This window comes from Bacillus sp. AK124 (assembly GCF_053903085.1).
Genome location: NZ_CP096378.1, coordinates 2,005,502 through 2,030,890 on the forward strand (window position 1 = coordinate 2,005,502; position 25,389 = coordinate 2,030,890).

The 25,389-nt window shown below is 45.7% G+C and carries 30 protein-coding genes and 1 pseudogene; 19 read left to right on the forward strand and 12 right to left on the reverse strand.

The window, feature by feature from the left end; genetic code table 11:
- Positions 1-42 precede the first annotated feature (42 nt).
- Positions 43-723 carry a hypothetical protein gene (locus M1E06_RS10155; RefSeq protein WP_020451848.1) on the forward strand — a complete coding sequence of 227 codons (681 nt, stop codon included), beginning with the start codon at positions 43-45 and terminating at the stop codon, positions 721-723.
- On the opposite strand, the gene M1E06_RS10160 is transcribed toward M1E06_RS10155, so the two are convergent.
- Complete coding sequence (locus tag M1E06_RS10160) at positions 716-850, reverse strand: hypothetical protein (protein ID WP_020451847.1); 135 nt, start codon at positions 848-850, stop codon at positions 716-718. The genes M1E06_RS10155 and M1E06_RS10160 overlap by 8 nt on opposite strands.
- Before the next feature lie 122 nt (positions 851-972).
- Here M1E06_RS10160 and M1E06_RS10165 point away from each other — a divergent pair, with 122 nt between their 5' ends.
- From M1E06_RS10165 to M1E06_RS10175, 3 genes are all read left to right on the forward strand, one after another.
- Positions 973-1,143 carry a YozD family protein gene (locus M1E06_RS10165; protein WP_020451846.1) on the forward strand — a complete coding sequence of 57 codons (171 nt, stop codon included), beginning with the start codon at positions 973-975 and terminating at the stop codon, positions 1,141-1,143.
- Between the two features lie 109 nt (positions 1,144-1,252).
- The gene (locus M1E06_RS10170) at positions 1,253-1,864 is read left to right on the forward strand and encodes a phosphatase PAP2 family protein (RefSeq protein ID WP_240635804.1); all 612 of its coding nucleotides are present in this window, start codon (positions 1,253-1,255) and stop codon (positions 1,862-1,864) included.
- A gap of 63 nt (positions 1,865-1,927) precedes the next feature.
- Positions 1,928-2,239, forward strand: a complete 312-nt coding sequence (locus tag M1E06_RS10175; protein WP_173636688.1) for a YodL domain-containing protein — start codon at positions 1,928-1,930, stop codon at positions 2,237-2,239.
- A gap of 37 nt (positions 2,240-2,276) precedes the next feature.
- Here the strand turns inward: M1E06_RS10175 and M1E06_RS10180 are convergent, their stop codons facing one another.
- The 3 genes from M1E06_RS10180 to M1E06_RS10190 all read right to left on the reverse strand — a co-directional run bounded on the left by M1E06_RS10180 (position 2,277) and on the right by M1E06_RS10190 (position 4,375).
- Positions 2,277-2,408: a hypothetical protein gene (locus M1E06_RS10180; RefSeq protein ID WP_023857374.1), complete on the reverse strand. Its 132-nt coding sequence runs from the start codon at positions 2,406-2,408 to the stop codon at positions 2,277-2,279.
- A gap of 70 nt (positions 2,409-2,478) precedes the next feature.
- Positions 2,479-3,351, reverse strand: a complete 873-nt coding sequence (locus M1E06_RS10185) for a TIGR03943 family putative permease subunit (RefSeq protein WP_216904416.1) — start codon at positions 3,349-3,351, stop codon at positions 2,479-2,481.
- Between the two features lie 16 nt (positions 3,352-3,367).
- The gene (locus M1E06_RS10190; RefSeq protein ID WP_020451841.1) at positions 3,368-4,375 is read right to left on the reverse strand and encodes a permease; all 1,008 of its coding nucleotides are present in this window, start codon (positions 4,373-4,375) and stop codon (positions 3,368-3,370) included.
- Between the two features lie 207 nt (positions 4,376-4,582).
- Between M1E06_RS10190 and deoD the strand changes: the two genes are divergently transcribed.
- Both deoD and M1E06_RS10200 read left to right on the forward strand, forming a co-directional pair.
- Positions 4,583-5,281: a purine-nucleoside phosphorylase gene (deoD, locus tag M1E06_RS10195; protein ID WP_003182742.1), complete on the forward strand. Its 699-nt coding sequence runs from the start codon at positions 4,583-4,585 to the stop codon at positions 5,279-5,281.
- 33 nt (positions 5,282-5,314) lie between these two features.
- Positions 5,315-6,136, forward strand: a complete 822-nt coding sequence (locus M1E06_RS10200) for a M15 family metallopeptidase (RefSeq protein WP_020451840.1) — start codon at positions 5,315-5,317, stop codon at positions 6,134-6,136.
- Positions 6,137-6,171: 35 nt separating this feature from the next.
- On the opposite strand, the gene M1E06_RS10205 is transcribed toward M1E06_RS10200, so the two are convergent.
- Positions 6,172-6,426: a hypothetical protein gene (locus M1E06_RS10205; protein WP_020451839.1), complete on the reverse strand. Its 255-nt coding sequence runs from the start codon at positions 6,424-6,426 to the stop codon at positions 6,172-6,174.
- Between the two features lie 99 nt (positions 6,427-6,525).
- Complete coding sequence (locus M1E06_RS10210) at positions 6,526-7,236, reverse strand: class I SAM-dependent methyltransferase (RefSeq protein ID WP_020451838.1); 711 nt, start codon at positions 7,234-7,236, stop codon at positions 6,526-6,528.
- A 159-nt stretch (positions 7,237-7,395) separates the two neighbouring features.
- Here M1E06_RS10210 and M1E06_RS10215 point away from each other — a divergent pair, with 159 nt between their 5' ends.
- A complete protein-coding gene (locus M1E06_RS10215) occupies positions 7,396-8,793 on the forward strand; it encodes a S41 family peptidase (protein WP_020451837.1) in 1,398 nt (465 codons plus the stop codon).
- 44 nt (positions 8,794-8,837) lie between these two features.
- On the opposite strand, the gene M1E06_RS10220 is transcribed toward M1E06_RS10215, so the two are convergent.
- The gene (locus tag M1E06_RS10220; protein WP_020451836.1) at positions 8,838-10,319 is read right to left on the reverse strand and encodes a sodium:solute symporter family protein; all 1,482 of its coding nucleotides are present in this window, start codon (positions 10,317-10,319) and stop codon (positions 8,838-8,840) included.
- The gene (locus tag M1E06_RS10225) at positions 10,319-10,522 is read right to left on the reverse strand and encodes a DUF3311 domain-containing protein (RefSeq protein ID WP_020451835.1); all 204 of its coding nucleotides are present in this window, start codon (positions 10,520-10,522) and stop codon (positions 10,319-10,321) included. Before M1E06_RS10225 ends, M1E06_RS10220 begins: the two co-directional genes overlap by 1 nt.
- Positions 10,523-10,842: 320 nt before the next feature.
- On the opposite strand from M1E06_RS10225, the gene M1E06_RS10230 reads away from it, so the two are divergent.
- Complete coding sequence (locus M1E06_RS10230) at positions 10,843-11,448, forward strand: alpha/beta hydrolase (protein ID WP_020451834.1); 606 nt, start codon at positions 10,843-10,845, stop codon at positions 11,446-11,448.
- A 44-nt stretch (positions 11,449-11,492) separates the two neighbouring features.
- On the opposite strand, the gene M1E06_RS10235 is transcribed toward M1E06_RS10230, so the two are convergent.
- Positions 11,493-12,113 (reverse strand): nitroreductase family protein, encoded by a 621-nt coding sequence (locus M1E06_RS10235; protein WP_020451833.1) that lies wholly within the window; start codon positions 12,111-12,113, stop codon positions 11,493-11,495.
- Between the two features lie 134 nt (positions 12,114-12,247).
- Between M1E06_RS10235 and M1E06_RS10240 the strand changes: the two genes are divergently transcribed.
- From M1E06_RS10240 to M1E06_RS10250, 3 genes and pseudogenes are all read left to right on the forward strand, one after another.
- Positions 12,248-12,568 carry a winged helix-turn-helix transcriptional regulator gene (locus M1E06_RS10240; RefSeq protein ID WP_023857369.1) on the forward strand — a complete coding sequence of 107 codons (321 nt, stop codon included), beginning with the start codon at positions 12,248-12,250 and terminating at the stop codon, positions 12,566-12,568.
- A 5-nt stretch (positions 12,569-12,573) separates the two neighbouring features.
- Positions 12,574-13,316, forward strand: a pseudogene (locus M1E06_RS10245) (SDR family oxidoreductase).
- Positions 13,317-13,381: 65 nt separating this feature from the next.
- Complete coding sequence (locus M1E06_RS10250; RefSeq protein WP_020451831.1) at positions 13,382-13,672, forward strand: hypothetical protein; 291 nt, start codon at positions 13,382-13,384, stop codon at positions 13,670-13,672.
- A 112-nt stretch (positions 13,673-13,784) separates the two neighbouring features.
- Here the strand turns inward: M1E06_RS10250 and M1E06_RS10255 are convergent, their stop codons facing one another.
- The gene (locus M1E06_RS10255) at positions 13,785-14,483 is read right to left on the reverse strand and encodes an expansin EXLX1 family cellulose-binding protein (protein ID WP_020451830.1); all 699 of its coding nucleotides are present in this window, start codon (positions 14,481-14,483) and stop codon (positions 13,785-13,787) included.
- Positions 14,484-14,711: 228 nt separating this feature from the next.
- Positions 14,712-15,164, reverse strand: a complete 453-nt coding sequence (locus tag M1E06_RS10260; RefSeq protein WP_020451829.1) for a germination protein GerT — start codon at positions 15,162-15,164, stop codon at positions 14,712-14,714.
- 81 nt (positions 15,165-15,245) lie between these two features.
- Here M1E06_RS10260 and rarD point away from each other — a divergent pair, with 81 nt between their 5' ends.
- The 4 genes from rarD (at position 15,246) to bshB2 (ending at position 17,562) form a co-directional block, all read left to right on the forward strand.
- A complete protein-coding gene (gene rarD, locus M1E06_RS10265; RefSeq protein ID WP_020451828.1) occupies positions 15,246-16,178 on the forward strand; it encodes an EamA family transporter RarD in 933 nt (310 codons plus the stop codon).
- A gap of 74 nt (positions 16,179-16,252) precedes the next feature.
- Entirely contained in the window at positions 16,253-16,528 is a 276-nt protein-coding gene (locus M1E06_RS10270) for a hypothetical protein (protein ID WP_023857365.1), read from the forward strand.
- Position 16,529: 1 nt separating this feature from the next.
- Positions 16,530-16,880: a YojF family protein gene (locus M1E06_RS10275; RefSeq protein WP_020451827.1), complete on the forward strand. Its 351-nt coding sequence runs from the start codon at positions 16,530-16,532 to the stop codon at positions 16,878-16,880.
- A gap of 16 nt (positions 16,881-16,896) precedes the next feature.
- On the forward strand, positions 16,897-17,562 hold the full coding sequence (bshB2, locus tag M1E06_RS10280) for a bacillithiol biosynthesis deacetylase BshB2 (protein WP_025811289.1): 666 nt from the start codon (positions 16,897-16,899) through the stop codon (positions 17,560-17,562).
- Between the two features lie 42 nt (positions 17,563-17,604).
- Here bshB2 and M1E06_RS10285 read toward each other — a convergent pair whose 3' ends face one another.
- Positions 17,605-18,963 carry an MATE family efflux transporter gene (locus M1E06_RS10285; RefSeq protein WP_023857362.1) on the reverse strand — a complete coding sequence of 453 codons (1,359 nt, stop codon included), beginning with the start codon at positions 18,961-18,963 and terminating at the stop codon, positions 17,605-17,607.
- 1,119 nt (positions 18,964-20,082) lie between these two features.
- Between M1E06_RS10285 and M1E06_RS10290 the strand changes: the two genes are divergently transcribed.
- From M1E06_RS10290 to M1E06_RS10305, 4 genes are all read left to right on the forward strand, one after another.
- Positions 20,083-21,399: a C40 family peptidase gene (locus M1E06_RS10290; protein ID WP_075213120.1), complete on the forward strand. Its 1,317-nt coding sequence runs from the start codon at positions 20,083-20,085 to the stop codon at positions 21,397-21,399.
- 144 nt (positions 21,400-21,543) lie between these two features.
- Positions 21,544-22,104, forward strand: coding sequence for a superoxide dismutase family protein (locus M1E06_RS10295; RefSeq protein ID WP_407640594.1), 561 nt, complete (start codon positions 21,544-21,546; stop codon positions 22,102-22,104).
- A 94-nt stretch (positions 22,105-22,198) separates the two neighbouring features.
- Positions 22,199-23,089, forward strand: coding sequence for an ATP-binding protein (locus M1E06_RS10300; protein WP_023857357.1), 891 nt, complete (start codon positions 22,199-22,201; stop codon positions 23,087-23,089).
- 10 nt (positions 23,090-23,099) lie between these two features.
- Positions 23,100-25,013: a cobaltochelatase CobT-related protein gene (locus M1E06_RS10305; RefSeq protein ID WP_456270527.1), complete on the forward strand. Its 1,914-nt coding sequence runs from the start codon at positions 23,100-23,102 to the stop codon at positions 25,011-25,013.
- Positions 25,014-25,389: the final 376 nt, after the last annotated feature.

The following is a 25,389-nucleotide window of genomic DNA, read 5'->3' on the forward strand; positions in this document are numbered from 1 at the left end:
TAAGCGTAACACGGAAGCTTCAAGGCAAGGGGGAATCCAAATATGAAGTCAAACGCGCCTAAATTCAAAGTCGGGGATGTTGTCGTTGTCGTGATGTACGGGACGGTCGGAACGATTACAAAAGTTCATAAAATCGATAAGCATTTTTTGTATGAAGTCAATCATAATGAAGTGCTTTATTTTGAAACTTCTCTTCAGCTCTACAAAGATTATGACGGGGTCATTGTCGATACGGAAAAGCTTGATATCGAATATGAATTTTTAATCGGGGATGTCGTCTATGTAAAAGATTACGGCAAAGAATTGTTTAAAATCACCGGGCACAGAACGGAAATTTGGAGATATGTGGAGGATGGCTGGGAAGATATCATTTACGAGCTGACCCGTTTGAAAGACGGAGAATGGCTTGAAACCGAAGAAGAAGATTTAACGCTCGTCCTCAGAACTTACGAAATGGACCAGTTCGTCCATCAGCTTCTGTTTGTTCATTATGTCGGCGAAGCCGGACAAGAGCTTGATGAACCGATATCTGAAAAGGTGTTTCTGCCATTCGCGGGGGATCCCGAGGAGCATGAGCATGAGCGCAACATGGCTGTTGCTGTCGTGGATGAGCTGCTTGATATTTACAATGACTATAAAGTATTGTATGAAATGTTTCAGGATGCGGAATATAAAGAAATGATGGAGTTTGTGTTAAGCAGCCTGAAAGAATATTTCAAATGATAAACAACAAATATAAAAAGTAAGGAAAACAGCCGAACACAATCAGGCCGAACATGGCTTTCAAGACCTTCCCCAATACCAGGTCAAACCCTTCTCCGTCAAGTGCTTCAAGCGTTTTTTGGATCATTTTCTTTTCCCCTTCCGGCTTTTGTCTTGTTACGACATGTATATGACAGAGGACAAACATTATGACAAACCGGTTATAAAACCGGATGCCAGCTCATACATCAGAATAAGGAGGCGATCACAATGAAAGAAATTGAACTGATGATAGATACAGAAGAAATCGCTGATTTTTTTTATCTAGAGCTGACAAGAAGAGGCTACATACCGAGCGAGGACGAACTGTTCGAAATTGCCGATATCACCTTTGATTATCTGATTGCAAAATGTATGATAGATGAGCATATAGAGGATTGAAAAAAGGGACCGGGGCGCACCTGCTCCGGTTTTTCTTATAAATTTGCCCGGCGGGGGAGCCGGGTGTAAAATGTTTAAAAACAATGACAAGGAGGCACTGATTTTTTCAATGTATAAAGCACTATTTTCAGCCGCTGTCTTTGCAATGATGGCCATTCTTATCCGCATCCCGGCGGTTCAATCGTTTGATGTGAGCGTGATACAAGCTCTCGAATCTGTTAGATACCCGGTTCTCACAGCGTTTTTTAAAGCGGTGACAGAGCTTGGGTCAAGCGGCTTCATGCTGCCGCTGATGCTTGCTTTAACCTTGGTACTTGCCGTCTATAAAAAAGCAGCGGCATCACTGTATCTTTATTTGCTGTTTTTTGTTGAAAGAACGGCCAATGAAGCTTTAAAAGGCTGGATTGCCAGAGAGCGCCCTGCGATAAACCCGCTCGTCCACGAATCGTCACACAGCTTTCCGAGCGGCCATTCAATGAATGCGGCGAGCATATATCCGTTTATCGCATATCTCTTTTTGCTCTGCATTCCTTTTTTTCAACAACGCAGCCGCGCACTTTACATGTGGACAGGCTTTATCGTCGGACTCATCGGCATCAGCCGCATGTATCTCGGCGTTCATTATATGACAGATGTCATCTCAGGATTTTCTCTCGGTCTGGCGCTGTTTTTCATCTTCAAAAAAATTGGCGAAAAGTACCCGCTTGTTCGACAAAAGTAGTCAAAGGGATTGAGCCGCGAAGCGCCAATTGTATAAAAAAAGGAGGGATCTGTATTGCCGTTAATGTTTCAACTGTTTAAAAAGAAGCTGACACCTTATGATGTGACGATTTTTCAAACGCCTTGCTTTGGTGAAGATAAGGGATATGAAATGGTTTACAGAACGGAAATAAACGGCAGAACCCATGAAGATGTGCTGGAACGGACATTTTCCACTTTCAATGTTTATGACACGGTGCCGAATGATTATAAGGCGAGATTCCTTGCAACAGGCGACATCGTTTTAATCGATGAAGGAAGAAAGGGAAAAACCTATTATAAACTGCTGTCTACGGGATGGAGCAAAATCAACCGCATTTTGCTGCAGTCATCGTAAAGCTGAAAAAACTGCGGAAGCGCTGTCCGCAGTTTTTTTATGTTGTATTCTTTCGTTTTCTGGCGCTGAATTCCTTTTCGTGTGCATCCTCTGCCGCGATGACGTCCTTTGTCGGGATGTGGTTGTTCTTTTTCAGACCGGTGACTCTGTTTCGCTGTTTTTTGCCCATCATTTATGACCTCCTTCCTAAAAAATAGGATGACTAAACGCCCCGCTATTTATCCAAGAGAAAGTCGTCTTTATTCTGTCATATTGATCGCGGCCGGGTAGACATACGGCTGCTTCGGCTCGCTGATCTCCTTCCATCGCTTCGTGCGGATGATCGGGATGACAGCGCCGTTATAAGATGCTTTGCCGAGCGTTCCTTCCAATTCAATCCATGTATCAGGCTGCAATTGCTCAGCGCCGCTCCATTCGGCGAGAAACCCGATCAGGCTGGCGTCTGCGATGCAGTGCGTGATCATAAATCGGGACAGCACGAGCTGGCGTGCGCTCAGCCCCGCTTCCTTATGGACGAAGCCTTTGACCGTGATTTCTTTTCCAATGTAATGATCAAGACGGCTTGTCACTTCATCATAATAGTCTGCAAACATATCGTCATTCATGACAATTTGCTTTTCATGCTTAAATTGCTCCATCTTCCGGTCATACGCCGACTTCGGCATCGCTGAATCGGCGAGCCCCTGCTGAATCTCCGGTGTCATGACATGTTCCTTTTCGCCTTCGGTTTGAGGGGCGATCTCCGTTTTGGTGAGCATCGTCCCTTTATTGGCGGCGACAGACGAATTCAGTACAGCCGGGGAAAGGGTGAATCCGGTGATAAGGGGAAGCGTGATTACGCCATAATGCATCAGCCTGATGAAAAAAGGCTTTGATTCGTCATGATCATGTCCGCAGCCGCAATCTCCAGAGTGGTCATCCTTCACCGTCCAGACCCTTGTCAGCTGAATGATAAACAGAAACGCAAACACACCTGCGGCGATGAGGCTTGTGTAATCGTATTTCGGATTGATCAGCTTATCAATTTCCCCTGTGTAATGGAGCTTGAAAATAAAGACGGAAAAAGCCGCCAACACGAGTGCGCGCAAAAATTGTCGAGGCTGAAAAACCATTGGTGAAACCTCCTTTCTAAAGCAAACTGACAAATTTGATACAAACATAGACAACAACTGTGATCAGAACAGACAAACAAATGACGAACTTCGGCTTAAACGCATGCAGCATCATGACCGTATTTTTTAAATCGAGCATCGGTCCGTATACGAGAAAAGCAAGGATGGACGAAGAAGGAAACAAATTGGAGAAGGAGGCGCCGATAAATGCATCCGCTTCAGAGCACAGTGATAAAAAGTAAGCCAGTCCCATCATGACCAATGCCGAGTCGAGCATGCCCCCTCCGAACAAAAACAGCGACTTTAACGGGAGGTAGGTTTGCACAAGTGCGGCAATTAAAGCGCCGATAATCAGAAACCTTCCCATATCAAAGAATTCGTCAACAGCGTGTTTCAGCATATCAAATAGCTTTTCCGAAAAAGGGGATTGTCTGCCGGAATGGGCGCAGTGTGCAGCTGTTATGCTGCTTTCCGTTTTCAGCTGGCTGGAGCGGAACATCATGCTGATCGCAAAAGCGATGATGACCGCTGCGGCAAAACCGACAGCAACCCTTAAAACGGCCATTCGCAAATCATTGCCAAATGCCATAAAAGTGGATAAGATGACAATCGGATTGATCAGCGGACCTGTCAACAGAAAGCCGACGCCGGCATAGATGGGAACGCCTTTTGAGACGAGCCTTCTCACGATCGGGACAATTCCGCATTCGCAAGCCGGAAAACAAGCGCCGAGCAAACAGCTGACAATTACTCCTGAAAACCTGTTTTTTGGAAAAAGCGAGCGGATGTGCTCTTCAGTCACAAAAATCTGGATGAAACCGGCGATCAATACCCCGATTAACACAAAGGGAAGAGCTTCGATTAAAATGCTGATGAAAATCGTATTCAGCTGCTGAACGGAAGCCGGAATCTGGAAGGGGAGGCCTGCGGCGAGCGATCCGCCGGCTGACACAAGGCATAGCAAAACACCGATGACAACAAGCCCGGTAAAGTCGATTAAATAACTATTAAGTGAACGAAACATCACTTTTCCTCCATCCTGAAATAGCTAATCGTAATGATTCTTTTTTAAAGGTATGCCTGTCCTTTTTTAAACATGACAACAAAAGAATGATGCCGAAGTGAAGCAGGGCTTTATTTTCTTTTTCCGCGATGTTGGTTTATAATACATATGCGATGGATGCTGCAATCATCATCACCAATCAGCTTTAAAAAGGCAGGAGGAATATTCATGAGCGTACATATTGGCGCAGAAAAAGGACAAATTGCAGAAACGGTGCTGCTGCCAGGAGACCCGCTGCGTGCAAAATATATCGCTGATACATATTTGGAAAACGTTGAATGTTATAACGAAGTACGGGGAATGTACGGCTTTACGGGCACTTATAAAGGAAAGCGCGTTTCCGTACAGGGGACAGGCATGGGTGTGCCTTCTATTTCAATTTATGTCAATGAACTGATTAGAAGCTATGATGTGAAAAACCTGATCCGCGTCGGATCGTGTGGTGCGATCAGAAAAGACGTCAATGTAAGAGATGTCATTCTGGCAATGACTTCATCAACCGATTCGCAAATCAACAGAGTGGCATTCGGATCGATCGACTTTGCGCCCTGCGCAGACTTCGGCCTGTTAAAAGCTGCTTATGACGCTGCAAGTGAGCGGAACATCCCGGTTACGGCAGGGAACGTGTTTACGGCGGATCAATTCTATAATGACGACAGCCAAATTGAGAAGCTTGCCAAACATGGAGTGCTTGCGGTCGAGATGGAAACGACGGCGCTTTATACATTAGCTGCGAAATTCGGCCGAAAAGCCCTCTCCATTTTAACGGTCAGCGATCACGTTATTACCGGCGAGGAAACAACGGCAGAAGAAAGGCAGACGACCTTTAATGATATGATTCTGCTGGCTCTGGATACCGCATTGTAACCAGATACATGCACTGAAAAAGGATGGATTCGAATGAACGGAAAGTACAAATACGTGACGATTGCTTCATTGCTGAGTGCAGCGGTTCTGCTTGGCACAGGATGTACCATGACTGAACAGAAGCAAAATGACACGGCTAAAACACAGAACACTGCAAATGCAAGCAAAGATGCGAAAGACCAAAAGGACGACAGCAGCCTGGAAGATCAGGAGTTCATACTTGAGAGCAAGTATTTTAATCAAATTAAAGATGTAGACGGGCTGCCGACGATTCAAAATCCGGAAAACATACTGGCGCTTGTCAATAAAGAATACGCGCTTCCCGGCAACTATGCACCGAGCGACCTGACAGTGCCTGATGTCGCATTTTCTTTTACCGAGGATATCGACAAGCGGTATATCAGAAAAGAAGCCGCCAAAGCGCTTGAAGAGATGTTCAGTGCCGCGAAAAAAGAAGGCTATGAACTGGCTGCGGTGTCCGGCTACAGATCCTATGACAGACAAAAAGCGATCTATAACAACGAAGTGAGCCAAAAGGGAGAAGAAAAGGCGAAAGAAGCTGTGGCATATCCGGGTCAAAGCGAGCATCAGACAGGACTTGCGATGGATATTTCCAGCAAAAGCAACGGCTTCGCCTTATCAGAGGATTTCGGCAATACGAAAGACGGACAATGGGTCGAGAAGAACGCCTACAAATACGGCTATATCATCCGTTATCCGAAAAACAAAGAAGACATTACGAAATATAAGTATGAACCATGGCACCTGCGCTATGTAGGCAAAAAAGCGGCTAAAGTCATCCAAGAACACGGCTTGACGCTTGAAGAGTATTTTAAACAGGTGAAAAAGATATAAAAGGGAAAAGGCCGATAGATATCGGCCTTTTCATGTTACCAAAAAAACAAACCTGCAAGGGCCACACCGGCAATTAAACCAAGGCCAAGTCCGTATACAGGGCCCCAACCCCATCCGCCGCCGTAATATCCGTAGGCGAATCCGCGGCCTCCCCGTCTGATCATCGGGGCGATATACACTTTGCTTGGTGATACACGGACGATTCTTCCGACATGGACGCGGCCTCCTTTGTCGGTGATTCTCGCAACTCTGCCAACATTTTGGTGGCAAAACCTATAATATCGGTCCACTTGAATGCTCCTTCCATCATCTAATCTATTCTATTCCTAGTCAGCTTATGACAGTTTCAATAGAAAAGGTTGGACGAAAGAAGGAGGACAAATGATGGTTTATAGATGTGATATAAAAATAATATGATCAAGAGAATCCCGGTATTTTTCCAGGTAATGCAGGTGTTTTTCCATTGTTTCATAGTTTTTGTCGGAAATCGAAGGCGACAAATCCATTTCGACGGCGTCATCAGGGTCTGCTGCGTCTTCCAATAGGACAGGGATGATGCTAACCTTTGAAAATCCTTCTTCCCGCAGGACATTGACCCATTCATTCTCGGCATATAAAGCGGTGAATCCGTAAAAGTCCGTGATTTCTTTTTTGGCTTCGTCTGTCAGAGCGTTGCCTTCCTTAAGGCACACTTCGATCGCGATCAGCATCCCTCCGGGTTTTAAAATCCGCCGGATTTCCTGTAAAGCGGACCGGATATCTGTGAAGCTCAGTACAGATTCAGATAATACACAGGCAAAGCTTTCAGACTGAAACGGCATTTCCTCGAGGGGAGAGTGGACAATCGGAATGGATAGCTGTTCTTTTTTAAAACGCTGTCGGGCTTTATCGATCATGACTGGGTCGGCGTCAAGGGCAGTGACAGGAAACAGCAGCTGCCCCAAATAAGCGGCGGTCTGGCCGGTTCCGCAGCCTGCATCAAGAATCGGCTGCTCAGGGTCGATGCCAGCTTTGGCGAGCACTGCCTTTGACAGGGACATACCGCCAGGATGAGCGGATGAGACGCCGAAGCTGGCAAGCATGTCTAAATAATCGCTCAAATTGAGATCCCTCCTTTTTTGTATGCATATGCAAAAAAGGAATAATGGTTGAAAAACGATCGAATGCCAGCAGCCCGGAAAATCGGATCCTGAGTAATTCGAGTTGACGAATAAAGATTCGTCCATGATAATATGGTAAGAAGAAAAGGTGGTGTTCGTTTGAAACAGCAGTTAAAACTCTTTTTGGCTGTATTGATTACGGCTGTCGCCGCCTCCGCACTGACGCTTTATCTGGTGGGCAAAGGCAGCGGCGGTTCAGTATATTCCGCTTCAGACTCCGAGAAATTCGAAAAGCTGATGGCGGCGTACGACAAAATCAAGAGCGACTATTATCAAAATGCAGACGATGAAAAGCTGACTGACGGGGCAATTAAAGGGATGCTTGGAGCTTTGGACGATCCATATTCAACATACATGGATAAGAAAGAAGCTAAAAGCTTTGAAGAAAGCATTACCTCTTCTTTTGAAGGAATCGGCGCCCAAGTAGAAGAAAAAAATGGACAAATTCTAATCGTCGCGCCTATTAAAGGATCTCCCGCAGAAAAAGCCGGCTTAAAGCCGCATGATGAAATTCAGAAAGTGGACGGCAAAAGCGTAAAAGGCAAGACCGTCAACGAAGCGACAGCAATGATCCGCGGCAAAAAAGGCACGAATGTCAAGCTTGTTCTCAACAGGGGAGGCGTCGGCCAAATCGATGTTACGATTAAGCGCGATACGATTCCGATCGAAACGGTGTACTCTAAAATGATCGGCGGCAACATCGGTGAAATCCAAATTACGTCTTTCTCTGAAAATACCGCTAAGGAACTGACGAAAGCCATTGATGACTTGTCTGAAAAAGGTGCGGAACGATTTGTGCTTGACCTCAGAGGAAATCCCGGCGGCCTGATGGACCAAGCGATTATGATGAGCAACATGTTTGTCGATAAAGGCAAAACCATTATGCAGGTTGAATCCAAAAACGGGAAAAAAGAAGTGTACAAAGCTGAGAAGGAACGAAAAGTGAACAAGCCGACCGTCGTTCTCGTCAACGGAGGAACGGCAAGCGCCGCTGAGATCATGGCAGCAGCACTTCACCAGTCTTCAGGCATCCCGATTGTGGGTGAAAATACGTTTGGAAAAGGAACGGTTCAAAATGCGGAGAGCTTCTCCGACGGATCGACCGTCAAGCTGACGATTGCCAAGTGGCTGACGCCAAATGGTGACTGGATTCACGAAAAAGGAATCAAACCTCAATATAAAGCGGAGCTCCCAAGCTATGCTAAACTGCCGTACCTGGATTCCAAAAAAGAGTATAAGGCAGGCAGCACCGGAGACGAAGTGAAAGCTGCCCAGCAAATGCTCCAAGCGCTCGGCTATAAGCTGAATGCGACGGGAGCATTCGACGCACAGACGGAGGCTGCCGTTAAGGCTTTTCAAAAAGACCAAAAGCTGAAAACGACAGGCATCCTAACGGGCGAGACGACGATCAGCATGACAAGTAAGCTGCAGGCTAAGCTTGCTGACAATGATACGCAGCTGGATAAAGCGATAGAGATCTTAAAAAAAGAAAAATAAAAGAAACCCTTGCGCTCACACGAAGCGCAAGGGTTTTTTAGTGATCAAGCGCTTTTTTGCACATCCTTCTTAGCATGGAACAAAAAGCTGATCACAGAATTGTGTTTTACATTTTTCACAAAAAACGGATTCAACAAGACAACGGTCAAAAGGTTGGCGGTAAGCCCCCAGAAGCCTTCGTAAATGCCGAAAGTGGCACCTGTTAAATAAACGGTAAATGTAACGGCCAGGCCGATGAGAAGACCGATGATCGTCGCTTCCTTCGTCTGGTTTTTCCAGAACAGGCTGATGACGATGGCAGGGAATATCTGCACCATGCCTGATACACCGAGCAGCTGAAGCGTTACAAGCGCTGCCGGGAACAGCATTCCGAATAAAAGGGCCAGACCGATGACGACGAATACCATCGAGCGGGTGATGATCGTCAGCTTTTGTCCCGAAACGCGGGGGTTGATCAAATCGCGGTATAAATTGTTAGCGAATAGGTTGGATGCCCCTATCGCCATAATCGAACACGGGATCAGACTTGCCAGGGCAATCGTTGAATAGGCGAATCCTTGCGTGACGCCGCCGTAGGAACTTTGAATTAAATACAGCAATGCAAATCTCGGGTTAATGTCATCAGGAAGTACGAGAAATGCGATAAAGCCTAAGAAAATGACTAAAATCAATACAATATTGTACAACGGCAGAAACATACTGTTCTTTCTGAGTGCATCCGCGCTGTTCGCCGTGAAAACGCCTGTCGCCGCATGGGCCCACATGAACAGAGCAAACGCGGAAACGATCGATGCCGTGATGAACCAGGCGATTCCGCGAGGTCCGTCAGAAGGGATTGTCAGCATATGCGGCGCTTCATTTGCCAGCTTGTCAATCATCGGCGTCCAGCCGTTAAAATGGATGAGCGGCAACGAAACGACCATAAACAGCATCATCACCCAAACTAAAATGTCTTTAATAATGGCAGTGTATGTAGGACCTTTGATGCCGCTGAAAAACGTATAAAGCGCGACAAGGACGAACGAAATGATTACGACGACATTGACGTTAATAAACCCTGTACCCGCGATTTGAAGCGTATCCTGAATTCCGCTGAGCTGCAGGCAGATATACGGGATCAGCATTAAGACGCCGACAATCGCAACAAGCGAAGACAGGAGCTTGCTGCTGAAGCGCTCCCTTGCATAATCGGCCAGCGTTGTGAGCTGGTGCACTTTCGCAACCTTCCAAATCTTCGGCAGAAAAAAATAGGCGATGAAATAGGCCAAAACCGAATAAGGAATCGCGAAAAAAGCGACGCTTCCGCTTGTAAAAGCGGTGCTTGTCAATCCTAAAAACGTGTAGGCCGTATACAAGTCGGCACCCACAAGAAACCAGACGAGCAGCCCTCCGAAACGCCTTCCGCCGACAGACCACTCTTCAACCGATTTCCGCGACTGCTTATTGCTGCCGGCGATAAACCCGATACAGACCACGGTCAAAATAATGCCGGCGGTGATGAGGAGCGCTGTTAAATTTCCCTGCATCACTCATAACCTCCGTTTCTTTTCTCAAATCTGTAAATCGCAAATGTGATCATCGGTGTCAGCACAATCCACAGCACCAGCCAAAAATGAAAAAATGGAAGTCCGAAAACGATCGGATCAATCCGGTTTACAAATGGTAGCAAAGCAAGCTGCCCGATAAAAGGGATGATGAACAAAACCCATTTAAAAAGCTGTTGATTCACCTTTTTTCCTCCTTTAGCGATTTTAATGTTCATAATCATAGCAGTTGTCAGATTTAATCACAAGATAATTATTAGAAAAAAGTGATTTTTTAAATTATTTAAACAGGCGTTCTGGCTTGCATATTCGAAAGTATAACTTTACAATAATTAATATCTTGAATTCGAGATAAAACAGAATGAAGAGGATCACCATGCAGGAGACTGCTGAGTAAAAGAATGGGAAAGAGACGGGCGAACGGGGGCTTTTTGATTGATGAACCGCTGGAAAGCACCGGCGCAATGACATCGCTGAAACAAAATGGGAAAAGGAGTGAAAGGAAATGAATCATATATATGAGAAAGGGAATTCTGATACCACCCTGTTGTTATTGCATGGAACAGGGGGAAACGAACACGATCTTCTGCCGATCGGCAGGATGATTGATTCCGATGCAAATTTACTCGGAGTCAGGGGAAATGTGCTGGAAAACGGAATGCCCCGTTTTTTCAGGCGCTTGAGAGAAGGGGTGTTTGACGAGAAAGATTTGATCGACCGGACGGATGAATTAAAAGCGTTTTTAGATGAAGCCGCAAATGAATTTCACTTTGACAGGAGCCGGGTGGTCGCAATCGGTTATTCAAACGGCGCCAATATCGCGGGAAGTCTGCTGTTCCGTCATGAACGTGTACTGAAAGGGGCGATTTTGCATCATCCGATGGTTCCGTTTAGAAATCGCAAGCTCCCTGATATGACAGGCCTGCCCGTGTTCATTGGAGCCGGCAAAACAGACCCCCTCTGCCCACCGCAGGAATCAAGCGAGCTTGCCGGCTATTTCACAAACGCCGGCGCCCAAGTGCTCCTTCACTGGGAAAGCGGCGGTCATCAGCTGACACACAGCGAGATCGACCAGGCGAAAATCTGGTATGAAAAGCATATAAAAGCATAAAAATAAACCTTAGTCCTTTTTGGGGACTAAGGTTTTTAGCGTGTTTACAGCCATGTAGATACGTCAGACACATCAAAACGATTGCTTTTGTGCGCAGGTTTGACCGGTTTTCCGATCGAAATCAGCATGACCGGTACATAACGTTCATTGATGTTGAATTCTTTAACGAACGCTTGCTTGTCAAAGCCGCCCATCGCGCATGTGTCATAGCCCATAGCTTTAGCCGCAATCATCAGCTGCATGGCCGCGAGCGATGCGTTAGTAAAGGCGGCGTCTCTTGCAAATCCGCTGTTTTGATAAGCGCCGTTGATTTGTCCGAGCAGCGTGTTTTTAATGTCTTCAGTCATATAACCTGCTTCTGTCAGAGGGCCGTATACGGCTTCACCGTTCAGGTTCGCTTGTAAGTCTCCAAGCACGGCTACAACCGCAGATGCCTGGCTGACTTGTTTTTGGTTGAACGCGATCGGAAGGAGCTTATCTTTTGATTCTTGGCTGTGGAAGACTGTAAAATGCCAGTGCTGCAGATTCCAGGCTGACGGAGCCTTTGTTGTGACGCTCAGCAGCTTTGTCAGCTCCTCTTTGGAAATGGAAACGCTTGTGTCATATTCTTTAATCGAAGTACGCTCTTCCAGAATGTTGAGAGCAGTGTTTTCTTGTGAAGACATGTGACTTCCTCCTTTGGGCTAAACATGTTATGATAGAGTCAGACAAAAAGTTAGAAACTTACTTTTTGTAACTTTATTGAGTATTTTAATGGCACACATTATATTTGTCAACTGGATATGGAGGGGTGAGAGAATTGGGGTTTACAATGTGTCCTAGAATGGAAGCCGCCTTTTCTTTACTCGGCAAACGATGGAATGGATTGATCATCCATGTATTGTTGGATGGACCTAAACGGTTTAAAGACTTGACCGAAATGATACCGATGATTAGCCAAAAAATGCTGGCTGAACGTTTAAAAGAGCTCGAACACTGCAAAATAATCGAGCGCCAAGTGCTGCCGGAAACGCCGGTAAAAGTCATCTATCAATTGACAGACAAGGGAACGGCGCTAGAGCCTGTCCTCAGAGAGATACAAACCTGGGCCGAGCATCATTGCGATCCGGAAGGGAGCTGACCGGATTGACTAGTAAAGAAACAGTCGTCATTACAGGCGGGGCCAGAGGCATCGGAAGAGACCTTGTGACCGCCTATGCTCAAAAAGGTTTTATCGTCGTATTCGCCGATTGAAGGAAGAGGGTGAACAGCTTGAAAAAGAGCTGACCGCTTCCGGAGCGCGGGTTCAGTTTGCAGCTTGTGATGTGGGATCTGAAGAAGATGTGAAACAGCTGATGCAGGAAGCTTCCCGAAACGGCCGTTCGATATCTGCGCTCATTAATAACGCGGGCAGATCAGTTTGGAAGTCCCCTTATGATTTGACGGCGGAAGAATGGGACGATGTGCTGAATACCAATTTGAAAGGCGGGTTTCTTTGCGCAAAAGAAGCCGCCAAAAAAATGAAAGAAGCGAAAACAGGCGGAGCCATCGTCAATATCGCTTCGACAAGGGCGTTTATGTCCGAGCCTGACTCGGAAGCCTATGCCGCGTCAAAAGGGGGCTTAATCGCTTTGACTCACGCATTGGCCGCGTCTTTAAGCAAAGATTCAATCGTCGTCAACAGCATTTCCCCGGGATGGATCGAAACCGGTGATGATACTGCCCTGCGGCCTATTGACCACGAACAGCATTTGTCAAACAGGGTCGGCCGCCCTCAGGATATCGTCAAAGCATGCTTTTACTTGGCCGATCCGGACAATCGCTTTGTCACCGGTACAAACTTGACGGTGGACGGCGGAATGACAAAAAAAATGATTTATGAAGAATAGCCCAAACGTTTCCCGACTTTATGAATACCTTTACTATAGGCAGACATAAAGGAGGATAAAAGCCAATGAACCCTCATATGCTTTATTCGAGATCAGGTCCTGCCGGATACCCGGCCAGATTCCCGGCCAGATTCCCGTTATTCTGGGGTTTTGGAGCGCCGCTTGTCGGCGGATTGCTGGGCGGATTTCTCGGAAGCGCGATTTTTAACTACCCAAGACCTTACGCTTACCCGCCGCCATACCCGGGACCTTACGGCGGCACGCCTTATTACGGCTATGGGTCAGCTCCTGGGGCCGTTCCGTACGGAGGTGTTCCGGGCGCAGCTCCATTCAGAGGGGCGGGACCGGGCTATTGATCAATAAGCCAATTGTTGCTGGCATCTAAATGCCGGATGTCCAATATGAAGCGGCGGCCAAAGCTTGCGAATCTTTTCGCCTTTGGCCGCCGTCTCATTCTTTCCGGATCGATCAGTCAGGGAACTGTACTTTTCCAGGTACGGTATATGCGCTTGACGTCCCGTTTTCCGGCAGTTTTTTGATCGTGTCTTTTACGACTTTTCCTCGGATATCTGTAATTCTGACTTTAAGCGGACTTGTCCCAAGATTGGTGCTGACGAAATGGTTGTAGTCCGTTTTCTCCATATTGATCCACTTTCCGCCTTTGTAATATTCCATTTTCATGACGGGATATTTGTGATTTCTGACTTGGATTGCCGCCCACCACTGGCTGCTGCCTTCTTTGATCCGGTAAGTGAAATTGCCGGTAATCGGCGCTTTGACTACACGCCATTTAATGTTGATTTTGCCGTCTTTCATATCGCCGATCTGGCGAAAAGCGTTCGGTGAAAGGTCAAGAGCTCCCGGCGCGCCTTCAGGATACAGATCGGTCACATAGACGGTCGTTTTTCCTTTCGGCCCTTCAACCCGCAGATAGGCGCCGGCAAGAGCTGCTTTCACTCCGCGGTAATTCATATCTGTCGGATTTAAAGCGGTGATCTTCATATTGGACGGAATAGGATCCAAAAGCAATGCACCGCCGGAGTAACCCGACCCCGTGTAAGTGGCGTAGCCCTTATGCAGTGAGTTGTATGCTGCAGAAGCTTGAGGTGAAAAACAAAGGATCGTCAAAAACATTGCTGTGATCAATAAGCTGATTTTCTTTTTCATATCCATCCTCCTGTTTTATAAATTGAGAACCATTATCATTATAAGGACTAACTGACAACAGCCGAAAGAGCAAATAGTTACAGAGATTTTTTAAGGAATAATGACTAACACCGTCGAAATGTAAAAGTTCAGCCGCATGTCAGGCAAATGAGGTGATCATCCTTGAGGACTAGTGTTAAAATGGTACAGGAAGAAAAAAAACAGCCTGCTTTGCCAAGCTGGCCGTTTTCAAAACGTGATGTCGATTTCAGACAGGTTAAAGTCCTCATTTTTTAAGAACATCACTTCTAAAATGCCGTCTTTAAATATTGCTTTCGTACCCTTTCTGCGCACTAGAGAGGGGAGAACGACTTTTTCCTGCCGCCCTTTTTCAGGGTAGTTTTCTATGATCAGGGTTTGTGAAGTATGTTTAATTTTCAGAAGGTTAAGCTGTTCTTTGGTGAGCGGTATTTTAACAAATACATGGCTTGTCGTTTCAAAAATATCAATCGGATCAGATTCATCTGCCGCCTGTGTTTCTTTTGAGAGAGGGTCACGAAAAGGAAATTGAACTGCATACCCCGGGCCGAAAACGCTTTTCATCATGTGGTGGATATACTGCTCCACATCTTTCGGGTCAGCGTTTTTTAATCCGTCCTTGGAAAACTGCTGAAATGGAAAAAAGCGTTGCCAATCAAACACGATCACACTTCCTTTCACATAGACGGTACAGTATATGCAAAAAAGTGCGGAAAGTGATGAGAAGAAAGGAAAGAAACAGACATGAATCATTCATCTCAAACGAAAGGAATCATTTACACAGCGCTTTCTTATCTGCTGTGGGGGCTCCTTCCTTTATATTGGAAAGTGCTCGATCAGACGGCTGCGCTCGATATACTGGCTCACCGGATTATCTGGTCATTTGTTTTCATGTGCGGCGTGCTTCTCGTTTTGCGGCAGTGGAAAAACGGAGTTAAAGCATTTCGCGCGCTTTCGGGAAACCGAAAGGAATTTGTACCGCTCATTTTGTCGTCCGTTCTGATTTCGATCAATTGGTATGTCTACATATGGGCTGTCAGCAACGGTTATATTCTTGAAGCGAGCCTGGGCTATTACATCAATCCGCTCGTATCGATCGTGCTCGGAATTGTCTTTTTAAAGGAAAAGCTGACACGGATGCAGGGAGCGGCAGTTCTTCTCGCTGCCTTCGGCGTGCTTATTTCCGCCTTCCAGTACGGTTCCGTGCCATACATCGCCCTGATACTTGCATTCAGTTTCGGGCTCTACGGACTGGCGAAAAAGCGGACATCGCTCTCAAGCGCCATAGGACTTACCCTGGAAACGATGATGATCGCTCCGGTTGCAGTGATCTATCTGTTGTTCTTCAGCCATCCGGAAAAGGCTCAAGCCGCTTCAGGGAGCATCGGCATGATGGTACTGCTGTTTTTGGCAGGAGTGTTAACTGCGATTCCGCTGCTTTTATTTGCGGAAGGTGCGAAAAAACTTCCGCTTTATCAAGTCGGCATTTTGCAATATATCGCTCCGACCATTACATTATGCTTAGGCGTGTTCGTCTACCATGAACCGTTCAGCAGCAGTAAGGTCTTTACGTTTACCTGCATATGGGCGGCGCTGATTTTGTTTACACTTTCGCAATTTCAATGGAAGAAACCGGAGAAGGTATTTTTAAAAAGAAAAAATTCCTTTCATCCGTAAGCCCTTTTTCTTTTCAACAAGCACTGATTATGTATAATTAAACATTATTGAAGCAATTCGGAGGTTATTCCGTCATGGCAGACGAACTAGAGCTTTTCCGGGCGTATAAAACCCTTTGGAAAAACCGGACGATGGACGGAGAAGGCAGGCAGGCGCTTCATCGGGCGATTGATGATGAGTTGAACGACCTCCGCACCCATCCAAGGCTCAGAAAGACGAAGCACGAAAAATACTATCAATCAATCCGGCGCATTGTGAATTCACAATTGGAACCAGATATGAAGCTCAAGCTGATTGAATGGCATACGGAACGATTGGAGTTATTAACAAACGAAGAAAGCAGGGAGTAACATGAAAGCAATAATAAAAGAAGATGTGCAGGCTTCTTTGGAAACATTTTTAAACCAGCCTGTTTACATTCATTTGGAGACGACAACCGGATCGTATTCCGCGCATAAAGATGAGCAGAACATGACCGTGGTGGCGTATATCAGAAACGCGAAGGTGACATGCTCCCGCGCCAAAATCACGGGCGAGGGGCCATTTCGCGCCGGTTTGAAAATTGAAGACGGCTGGATCTACGCCGAAGGCCTGACGGATTATACGGTTGATGATGAAGGAAGGTTGCTTCTCGCCGGCTATTTGCCGGGCGGCAAACTCGCCATTTCGCTTCAAATCAGCAAAAAGCCATTTGCAGTCTAAAAAGAAGGTGTTATAGATGAAAAAACATTTACTCGTGATCTTGCCGCATCCTGACGATGAATCTTTCGGAGTCGCCGGCTTGATCGCCTTAAACCGAAAAGAAGATATACCTGTAACATACGCGTGCCTGACGCTGGGCGAGATGGGAAGAAATATGGGAGACCCGCTTTTTGCCAACAGGGAAACCCTTCCGCTGCTCAGAAAGCAAGAGCTGATCGACGCCTGCAGGGAAATGGATGTACAGGATTTGCGCATGCTCGGATACCGCGATAAAACGCTCGAATTCGAGGATGAAGAAAAACTGGCCGATCGAATAGAGGCTGTCATTGATGATGTAAACCCGAGCCTTGTTGTGACGTTTTATCCGGGACACGGCGTTCATCCTGACCATGATGCGTGCGGTGCCGCGGTTATCAGGGCATTATCGCGGAAAAAGAAAGAAGACCGGCCGCGCGTCTTATGCATGGCCATCACCCACCACAGGGAAGAGGTTCTTGGCAAACCTGACGTCGTTCTTGATATCAAAGAAGCTGCAGATATTAAAATGAACGCGCTCAAAGCACATAAATCTCAAACAGGCGGCTTTATGAAAGAAATAGAGAAAAAACTCGCCAATGGCGAGCCGGTTGTTGAGACATGGTTTGAAAAAGAAACATTTTGGACCTATCAATGGAATGATTAAAATGATCAAAAAAGGTGTCGGGCATATGAGCCCGGCACCTTTTTACACGCTTTGAGTGTGAATATAGCGGTTTTGAATGCGTTTGAGCCTGAAAAACAGCCCGACTGCACCGGCTGCGAGCCCCGTGATCAGTCCGATCCAGTACCCGAAAGCTCCGAATGAAGTATACGTTCCGATCACAAAACCGACCGGAAGCCCGATAATCCAATACGAGACGAGAGCTGTGACAAGCGTGTAGTTAACATCTTTATATCCTCTGAGCGCTCCTTGAATCGGAGCGGCGATGGCATCCGACAGCTGAAAAAACAACGCAAACAGCAAGAAGTCCTTTGTCAGAAGCAGCACATCCCGGTCAGCCGCATACAAACCGGCGATTTGCTCTCTGAACAGTAAAATGATGAGTGCGGTGAATAATGAAAAACCGACCGCTATTGAAATGCCGAGATAGCTGTAGGTTCTCGAGTCTTTAAACCGTTTTGCTCCGGCCTCAAAGCCGACGACAATTGTCAGCGTCATCGATACGCTCAATGGAAGCATGTAAAGAAGCGAAGCGAAATTCATTGCCGCCTGATGGGAAGCGATCGTGACCGTGTCAAAATGGCTCATCAGCAAAGTGACAGCTGCGAATATACTCGTCTCAAAGAAGATGGCGAAACCGATCGGAATGCCGATCTTCAGCAGTTTCATACTTTCAGCAAAAGAAAATGAATAGAATGTTCCAAAAATCCTAAACTGGTGAAACGGCGTCTTTTTGTGGACGATGTATAAAGAGATCAGACAAATGCACCAATATGTGATGGCGGAAGCCATACCGGCTCCTGCTCCTCCAAGCTTTGGAAAGCCGAAGTTCCCGAAAATGAACAAATAATTCAAAACAAAATTAATGGGCAGAGAACAGAGCGTAACCAGCATCGTCACCCGCGTTTTTCCGAGTGAATCAATAAAGCAGCGCATCACATTGTAAACAAACAACGGCAATATGCCGAGCCCGATGCAGATTAAATATTGCTTTGCGATGACCGCTACCTTCTGTTCAAGATCGAGATTCTCAAGCACCGGATCAATCAGTAAGTACCCGGAGACGATCACGGCAATGCTGATGATTCCGGCCACATAAATCGATTGAATAACAGTATAAGGGACATCCTTTTGCCGCTTGGCCCCCATCAGTTGGGCGACCATCGGTGTTACAGCCGTCAAAATGCCGGCAAGCCCTGTATAAACCGGGGTCCACAAACTCGAGCCGATTGCGACGCCGGCGAGGTCGGCGGCACTGACTTTGCCTGACATCACCGTGTCGAGAACCGTAATGAGCGACAGTCCCGCTTGCGTAATCAAAATCGGAATTAAAATCGTTAAAAACTGCCTTGTTTTCTCCCGCAAATCCTTTGTTTCCCTCATATCAGTTCCCCGTTTCTTTTGGATAACGAGAGAAATTATAACACGTTATGTATAAAATGCAATAAATGTCTGTTCAATCTTTTTTCGCCTGTTTTGCTTTTTTAAACATTTGCACATAAATAAAGGAAAGAGAAAGAATTCCTAAACACGTACATAAATATTGACATATTTTTTGAATGGCCAAGAAGATTCACCTCCATATCTTAAAATGCGTCATAAAAGGAGGAAACATGCATGAAAGCGGCGGTAATAAACCGGAAGTTTTTTTATGTGTTTTCTAATAGTAAATAACGACTATTGATATACAAAAACGAATGAGTATTAAGTGTTAATTTTACATTTATCTTTATATTAAGATAGGAAATAAGAATCTATAGATGAAATAGTAAAACGCCGTTCGATCTAAAAAAAAGATACTCCCAATTCCGGATGTTGGCAAAAAAAATGTATGATATAGTCAATTTATGGTTTCGTGGAGGAATTTGTGCTGAAATGTAGAAATGTATGAGTGATCCTGATCTTTGCTTTTCGATTAGGCAATAGATGAGGATTGATCGGCGATTTACGGTAAACTAATGAATAAGAATACGCAGTTTTTACACCCTCAACTTGAACGCTGGGCTTGACCGTTTGATCCGAAAAAGAAAATCGGCTGTAAAACGGCACAGAAATCCGCATGTTACGGCGTCTATTCGGGCTGTTTCGGCACATGCAGCATATCCAGTTAACTCCTTTTCGCTGTTTTTCACCATGAACCTCTGATTTTAAAACAACTGATCATCGTATTTCCGAAAACTTAAAACTCAAACCTTTGCAAAAAAAGCACCCGATATCTCGAGCATTGAAAAAAGTGTTGATTTTTGTCAATGTGCCTATCAGTCTGTATTTTTAATAAGAAATTTGTAAAAAGGCAAAAAGACTATTAAAAAAATATAAATTAGACCGATACAAATCGTGAATTGCATTTTTTGCTTAAGAATATAAAAGGGGGCTTTCAGCCAAAGGCCATCCATACGGTGATCAGATCACCTGCCTGACCGGCTGGATAAAGTCTTAAGCAATGGCAAATGTAATGGCATACATAGAGAGAACGAAAATGAAACGGGAGGTTAAGAGGTTATGAAGAAGAAGATAGCAGTAGGTTTGGCGGCCTCTGCGGTAGTTGGAACTTCATTGGCGGCGTCACCGGTAGAAGCCCAAACCATCAAGGTGAAAAGCGGAGACTCACTGTGGAAGCTTTCAGCTGAGTACAATACCAGTGTTTCGGCACTTCAATCAGCCAACAATCTTTCATCTACAGTTATTTATGTCGGACAAACTTTAAAAGTACCGGACGGCAAGTCAAAAAGCAGCTCACAGACAAAATCCGCAAGTTCCAGCTCAAGCTCAAGCACTGCAAAGTCAACTTACACAGTGAAATTAGGAGATTCCTTGTGGCTGATTGCCAAAGACTACAAAACAACCGTAAAAGAGATTAAAAACTTAAACGGTCTGAGCAGCGATATGATTTACCCGGGACAAAAGCTGGTTATTAAAGGAAGCGCGAAAAACACCGGTTCCAGCTCTGGCTCAAGTTCGAGTTCCAGTTCCAGTTCGAAATCATCCAGCTCATCCTCAAGCTCGCAAAGTTCAAGCAGCACATACAAAGTCAAATTGGGCGATTCTTTATGGAAAATTGCCAATAATTTGAATATGACAATCGCCGAAATTAAAACGCTGAACAACTTGAAGTCGGACACGATCTACCCGAACCAGGTTCTTAAAGTGAAAGGAACGGTTTCCAGCGGAAGCAAAACATCTTCTGGTTCGTCTTCAAATTCTTCATCAAGTAAAACGAACACAAGCAGCAGTTCAAAAACGACCACTTACACGGTTAAACCAGGCGATTCTCTGTGGAAAATTGCAAATTCGATGAATGTGACAGTACAAAGCATCAGAGAAGCTAATCGATTAAAAACAGATGTCCTGCAAGTTGGCCAGAAGCTTAAAATCTCCGGTGCATCGACTTCCGGATCATCTGGCAGCCCGTCTTCCAGCTCGCCGAACTCTTCAGTTTCAACCGGCACTTCGACAAGTGCAAAGGTCGAACGGATGATTGCAGAAGCAGAAAAGCATATCGGCGTGCCTTACAGATGGGGAGGCAACAACCCTTCAGGCTTTGACTGCAGCGGATTCATCTATTACACGTTGAACAAAGTCACATCTGTCTCAAGGCTGAGCGCAGCCGGATACTGGAGCGTCATGTCACCAGTCAGCCAACCTTCAAGAGGAGACTTCGTTTTCTTCCAAACATATAAAGCGGGCCCTTCACACGTCGGCATTTATTTAGGAAACAACAAGTTTATCAATGCCAACGATTCCGGTGTCACTGTCAGCGACATGAACAATTCCTACTGGAAACAGCGCTATCTCGGCGCAAAACGGTATTCATTCTAAAAAAGCCATTTTATATGGCTTTTTTTTTTGCGTGTTTTCAGGATAGGAAGGACAGGTTTAATGCCCCTCTTCGTTGTCTAAACTGAAAAGAAAAGCGAAGGGGGGAGCCGTTTGAGAACATTACATTACATATTGCTCACATGTATGGCCGTTTGTCTGGCAGCTGCATGTACACAGCAGAAAGAAATTCAGCAAAAAAATGTCGAACAGGAACATAGAGTAACCTTTGAAGCGATGACACAGCCGTTAAAAGTACCGCTGATCAAACGCGACGGTACGGAAACCGGTTTTATAGAAGTGTCTGAATCTGCTGCAGAAGGCCTTGATATCAGAGTCAGCGCCCATAATCTGCCGCCGGGAATGCTTGCTTTTCATATTCATGAAACGGGCGTGTGTAAAAAGCCTGATTTTGAAAGTGCGGGTGCTCATTTCAATCCTGACCAAAAGGAGCACGGCTTTCACAATCCGAAAGGACCGCATGCCGGTGATTTGCCGAATATTGAAGTCGGAGCCGACGGCAAAGTCGACGTTATCGTAAATGCGCCGGACGTCACCCTCGATCAGAAAAGCAAGTTCAGTCTGCTTGATCATGACGGAAGTGCTTTCGTCATTCATGAGCATCAGGATGATGATCTGACAAATCCATCCGGAAACTCCGGAGCCCGGATGGTTTGCGGAGCGCTGACGAACACCGGAAAAAAGTGAATCGGCGCATGGAAGCCGTTTATATTGAGGGCAGCGCATCTTTTCTAGTATACTTACATACAGAAGACGCTTTGAGAAAGGAATTTTACAACACATGAAATATGATCTGCATGAACTAGAGCTGCCTGAAAAAATAAAAGAGCGGCTGATTCAGTCTGCCGCTAAACCTGTTGCCGCGGAATACCAATCATTGATTGGAACGCCCGGTTATGAAGCGGAAGACAGCGCTATTCTCTATGACGCGATGATCGCGCTGTCACTCGGAAAAAACGTTTTGTTAAAAGGCCCGACAGGCTCCGGAAAAACAAAACTTGCCGAAACGCTCTCCGCTTATTTTCAAAAACCTATGCACAGTGTCAACTGTTCTGTGGATCTTGATGCAGAGGCGCTTGTCGGTTACAAAACGATTGAAAACACCAACGGGAACGCCTCTATTGAATTTATCGAAGGTCCTGTGACAAAAGCGATGAACAACGGCCATTTCCTATATATTGACGAAATCAACATGGCGAAACCGGAAACGCTGCCGATCTTAAACGGGGTGCTCGATTACCGGAAAATGATGACCAATCCGTTTACGGGGGACGTCATCAAAGCGAAAGAGGGATTCGGCGTGATTGCAGCGATAAACGAAGGCTATGTCGGAACGGTCCCGTTGAACGAAGCGCTGAAAAACCGGTTTGTCATTATCGACGTGCCCTACATTAAAGGTGACCTGCTGAAGCGGGTGCTTGAAACACAATCCGAACTAAAAAATCAGAAGCTGCTGAACCGGTTTGTTACCCTGTCATCGGACTTAATGACGCAGGCTCATAATGGACAGGTTTCTGAAGAGGCCGCTTCCATCAGAGCGCTTCTCGATACTTGCGACCTGTCGACATATATTCCGCCGCTGCGAGCGATCGAACGCGGCATCGTTGAAAAGCTTGATGATGAACGCGAAAAAGCGGCGGTCCGAAATATTGCCCAGACTTTGTTCGAATGAGGGTTTTTTTATGAAGTTTATTAAATTCAATGACAGCAAGATTGACTCTCTGCTTTTTATGGAGCTGACAGATCTCGCGAAAACGCTCGCGAAAAGCGATCAGGTTGAAGTGGAGTACGGGGTTCAGTCTTACTACAATCCTTTTGAGAAAAAGATCTACATGAGCCATTTTTGGAAAGACCGGAACCACCGGGATATGGTAGAAGGTTTGAAAAGCGATGTATACTTGCGGTCAATCGGCTCCCGTTACAGCTCGATGAAAGACTTTTCCCGCATGCTTGACGCGACTCGGAAATATCATTTTAAGAGTTTGGCAAAACAGTTGTTTATGCTTTTTGAAGATATCAGAATCGAAGAGTTCATCAAGAGGGAGCGGCCCGGTACAAAACCGGTATTTTCGAGCCGGAAATCAATGTACCGGAAACATTTTGCGACCCAGTTGACGCTGAATCTGGAGCGGAGCATTTTTACAGATGCTTTGTTTTGCGCTGTATATCTTAAGCTGACCGCGGAGTCGCCGCTTGATGAGATACCGGCTATCCATGAATCGGTCGATCCGATGAAGGGATTTATAGAAGCCGAGCTCGCCCGCGTATTCGAAGCGCGTTCAACTGCTGACATCGTCTCGATTGTAAGCGGGCTGATGGAAGGTTTTGAAGAGGTGCTCGAAAAAGATATGCTGAATACGTACTTCTTTTTTCCGGAATTGGAATACGAACAAGTTGACGAAGAAGCGCTTTTTCAAGATTTGAAAGCAAAACCGAAGCTGAGCGAGGATCTGACGCTTGAAGAGAAAAGTGCGGGTGATGAGGAAGTTCATGAAGAAGAAATGCCGACTTGGCACAGAGAAACGGAAGCTCCGGCGAAAAGCTTTCTCCAGTTTGATTTGGAGCACGGTGCAAAAACCGATATTTCCGGCGGGGCTTTAAGAGAAGGCGAAGACGGCGACCAAGCGCTCGGGTCAGTTCAGGGAACGGCGAAGCAGACGAAAAGAAAAGACTATTCAAAACTTGAATCGCTTGAATCTGTTCAAGATGAGCCAAACGGCGGCGCCGCACCAGCCGGCAAAGAAAACCGCTATGCGTTTTCGGTGATGAAGCCTCCGGAAAAACCTTCTAACGAAGACATATTAGACTACCAGGCTCAAGCAAAAACAATCGAATCGTATCAAAAACGGCTCAAGCAGATGATTCAAAAAACGCTCGAGCATAAAAAAACGCTCCTGAGAACCGATTTGCATGCAGGTAGATTGAACAATAAACTGCTCCGTTACTTTACAGAGCGCAATCCGCGCCTCTTCTATAAAAAGCAAGAACCGTCAACAGAGATCGACGCCGTTTTTACATTGCTCGTCGACTGTTCAGCAAGCATGCATGACAAAATGGCCGAGACGAAACGGGGCATTGTCCTGTTTCACGAAGCGCTTAAATCTGTTGCTGTCCCTCACCAAATCGTCGGTTTTTGGGAAGATACGAACGATGCGACAGAGACGAGTCAGCCCAATTACTTTCATACGGTCGTCTCTTTTGCGGATTCCTTAAAAGCAGGCGCCGGACCGCATGTCATGCAGCTTGAACCGGAGGAAGACAACCGGGATGGATATGCGATCAGACAGATGACGAAGATGCTTGTTCAAAGAAGCGAAGCTCAGAAGTTCCTGATTGTCTTTTCAGATGGGGAGCCAGCCGCATTCGATTATGAACAAAACGGGATTGTCGATACACATGAAGCCGTTATGGAAGCGCGGAAACGAAATATCGAAGTCATCAATGTATTTTTATCAAACAGCGAAATCGAAGAATCGCAAATCAAGACGATACAGGACATGTACGGAAAGTACAGCCTTTTCGTCCCGGACGTCGATCAGCTTCCCGATGTTCTGTACCCGCTTTTAAAAAAGCTGTTGAACAAAAGTATAGGCTAGATAGGACAGATGGCAGCAATACTCGCGGCCATCTGTTTTTTATCGTAGAAACACAGTGAAATATTGAAATTTTTATTATTTTTATCAACTTAATTTTTTGCGGAGCACATCGGGATGTTAAAAAATAGACGGTCAGGGGAAATATGTGAATAAATAATGAGCCGGTTTAAAAGAATTCGGTCTGAAAGTTCAAAATTATAAAATTTTTTATTTTTCAAGATGATTTTTTAATTTTATTTGAACAATCTGTGTAGAAACAAATGAGAAACAGTGGTAAAATGTACGTGGAAGCGTTTTTATTACATATTTCTGGGCGTAAGGTTCAGAAGATATATTAAGATAGTGAATCATTCACTTGATTATTAGGTTGGGGGTA

Bases quoted from the DNA above. Each gene is read 5' to 3' on its own strand.
- M1E06_RS10155 (WP_020451848.1), top strand. From the start codon at position 43: ATGAAGTCAAACGCGCCTAAATTCAAAGTCGGGGATGTTGTCGTTGTC.
- M1E06_RS10160 (WP_020451847.1), bottom strand. From the start codon at position 850: ATGATCCAAAAAACGCTTGAAGCACTTGACGGAGAAGGGTTTGACCTG.
- M1E06_RS10165 (WP_020451846.1), top strand. From the start codon at position 973: ATGAAAGAAATTGAACTGATGATAGATACAGAAGAAATCGCTGATTTT.
- M1E06_RS10170 (WP_240635804.1), top strand. From the start codon at position 1,253: ATGTATAAAGCACTATTTTCAGCCGCTGTCTTTGCAATGATGGCCATT.
- M1E06_RS10175 (WP_173636688.1), top strand. From the start codon at position 1,928: ATGTTTCAACTGTTTAAAAAGAAGCTGACACCTTATGATGTGACGATT.
- M1E06_RS10180 (WP_023857374.1), bottom strand. From the start codon at position 2,408: ATGGGCAAAAAACAGCGAAACAGAGTCACCGGTCTGAAAAAGAACAAC.
- M1E06_RS10185 (WP_216904416.1), bottom strand. From the start codon at position 3,351: ATGGTTTTTCAGCCTCGACAATTTTTGCGCGCACTCGTGTTGGCGGCT.
- M1E06_RS10190 (WP_020451841.1), bottom strand. From the start codon at position 4,375: ATGTTTCGTTCACTTAATAGTTATTTAATCGACTTTACCGGGCTTGTT.
- deoD (WP_003182742.1), top strand. From the start codon at position 4,583: ATGAGCGTACATATTGGCGCAGAAAAAGGACAAATTGCAGAAACGGTG.
- M1E06_RS10200 (WP_020451840.1), top strand. From the start codon at position 5,315: ATGAACGGAAAGTACAAATACGTGACGATTGCTTCATTGCTGAGTGCA.
- M1E06_RS10220 (WP_020451836.1), bottom strand. From the start codon at position 10,319: ATGCAGGGAAATTTAACAGCGCTCCTCATCACCGCCGGCATTATTTTG.
- M1E06_RS10230 (WP_020451834.1), top strand. From the start codon at position 10,843: ATGAATCATATATATGAGAAAGGGAATTCTGATACCACCCTGTTGTTA.
- M1E06_RS10235 (WP_020451833.1), bottom strand. From the start codon at position 12,113: ATGTCTTCACAAGAAAACACTGCTCTCAACATTCTGGAAGAGCGTACT.
- M1E06_RS10250 (WP_020451831.1), top strand. From the start codon at position 13,382: ATGAACCCTCATATGCTTTATTCGAGATCAGGTCCTGCCGGATACCCG.
- M1E06_RS10255 (WP_020451830.1), bottom strand. From the start codon at position 14,483: ATGAAAAAGAAAATCAGCTTATTGATCACAGCAATGTTTTTGACGATC.
- rarD (WP_020451828.1), top strand. From the start codon at position 15,246: ATGAATCATTCATCTCAAACGAAAGGAATCATTTACACAGCGCTTTCT.
- M1E06_RS10270 (WP_023857365.1), top strand. From the start codon at position 16,253: ATGGCAGACGAACTAGAGCTTTTCCGGGCGTATAAAACCCTTTGGAAA.
- M1E06_RS10275 (WP_020451827.1), top strand. From the start codon at position 16,530: ATGAAAGCAATAATAAAAGAAGATGTGCAGGCTTCTTTGGAAACATTT.
- bshB2 (WP_025811289.1), top strand. From the start codon at position 16,897: ATGAAAAAACATTTACTCGTGATCTTGCCGCATCCTGACGATGAATCT.
- M1E06_RS10285 (WP_023857362.1), bottom strand. From the start codon at position 18,963: ATGAGGGAAACAAAGGATTTGCGGGAGAAAACAAGGCAGTTTTTAACG.
- M1E06_RS10290 (WP_075213120.1), top strand. From the start codon at position 20,083: ATGAAGAAGAAGATAGCAGTAGGTTTGGCGGCCTCTGCGGTAGTTGGA.
- M1E06_RS10295 (WP_407640594.1), top strand. From the start codon at position 21,544: ATGGCCGTTTGTCTGGCAGCTGCATGTACACAGCAGAAAGAAATTCAG.
- M1E06_RS10300 (WP_023857357.1), top strand. From the start codon at position 22,199: ATGAAATATGATCTGCATGAACTAGAGCTGCCTGAAAAAATAAAAGAG.
- M1E06_RS10305 (WP_456270527.1), top strand. From the start codon at position 23,100: ATGAAGTTTATTAAATTCAATGACAGCAAGATTGACTCTCTGCTTTTT.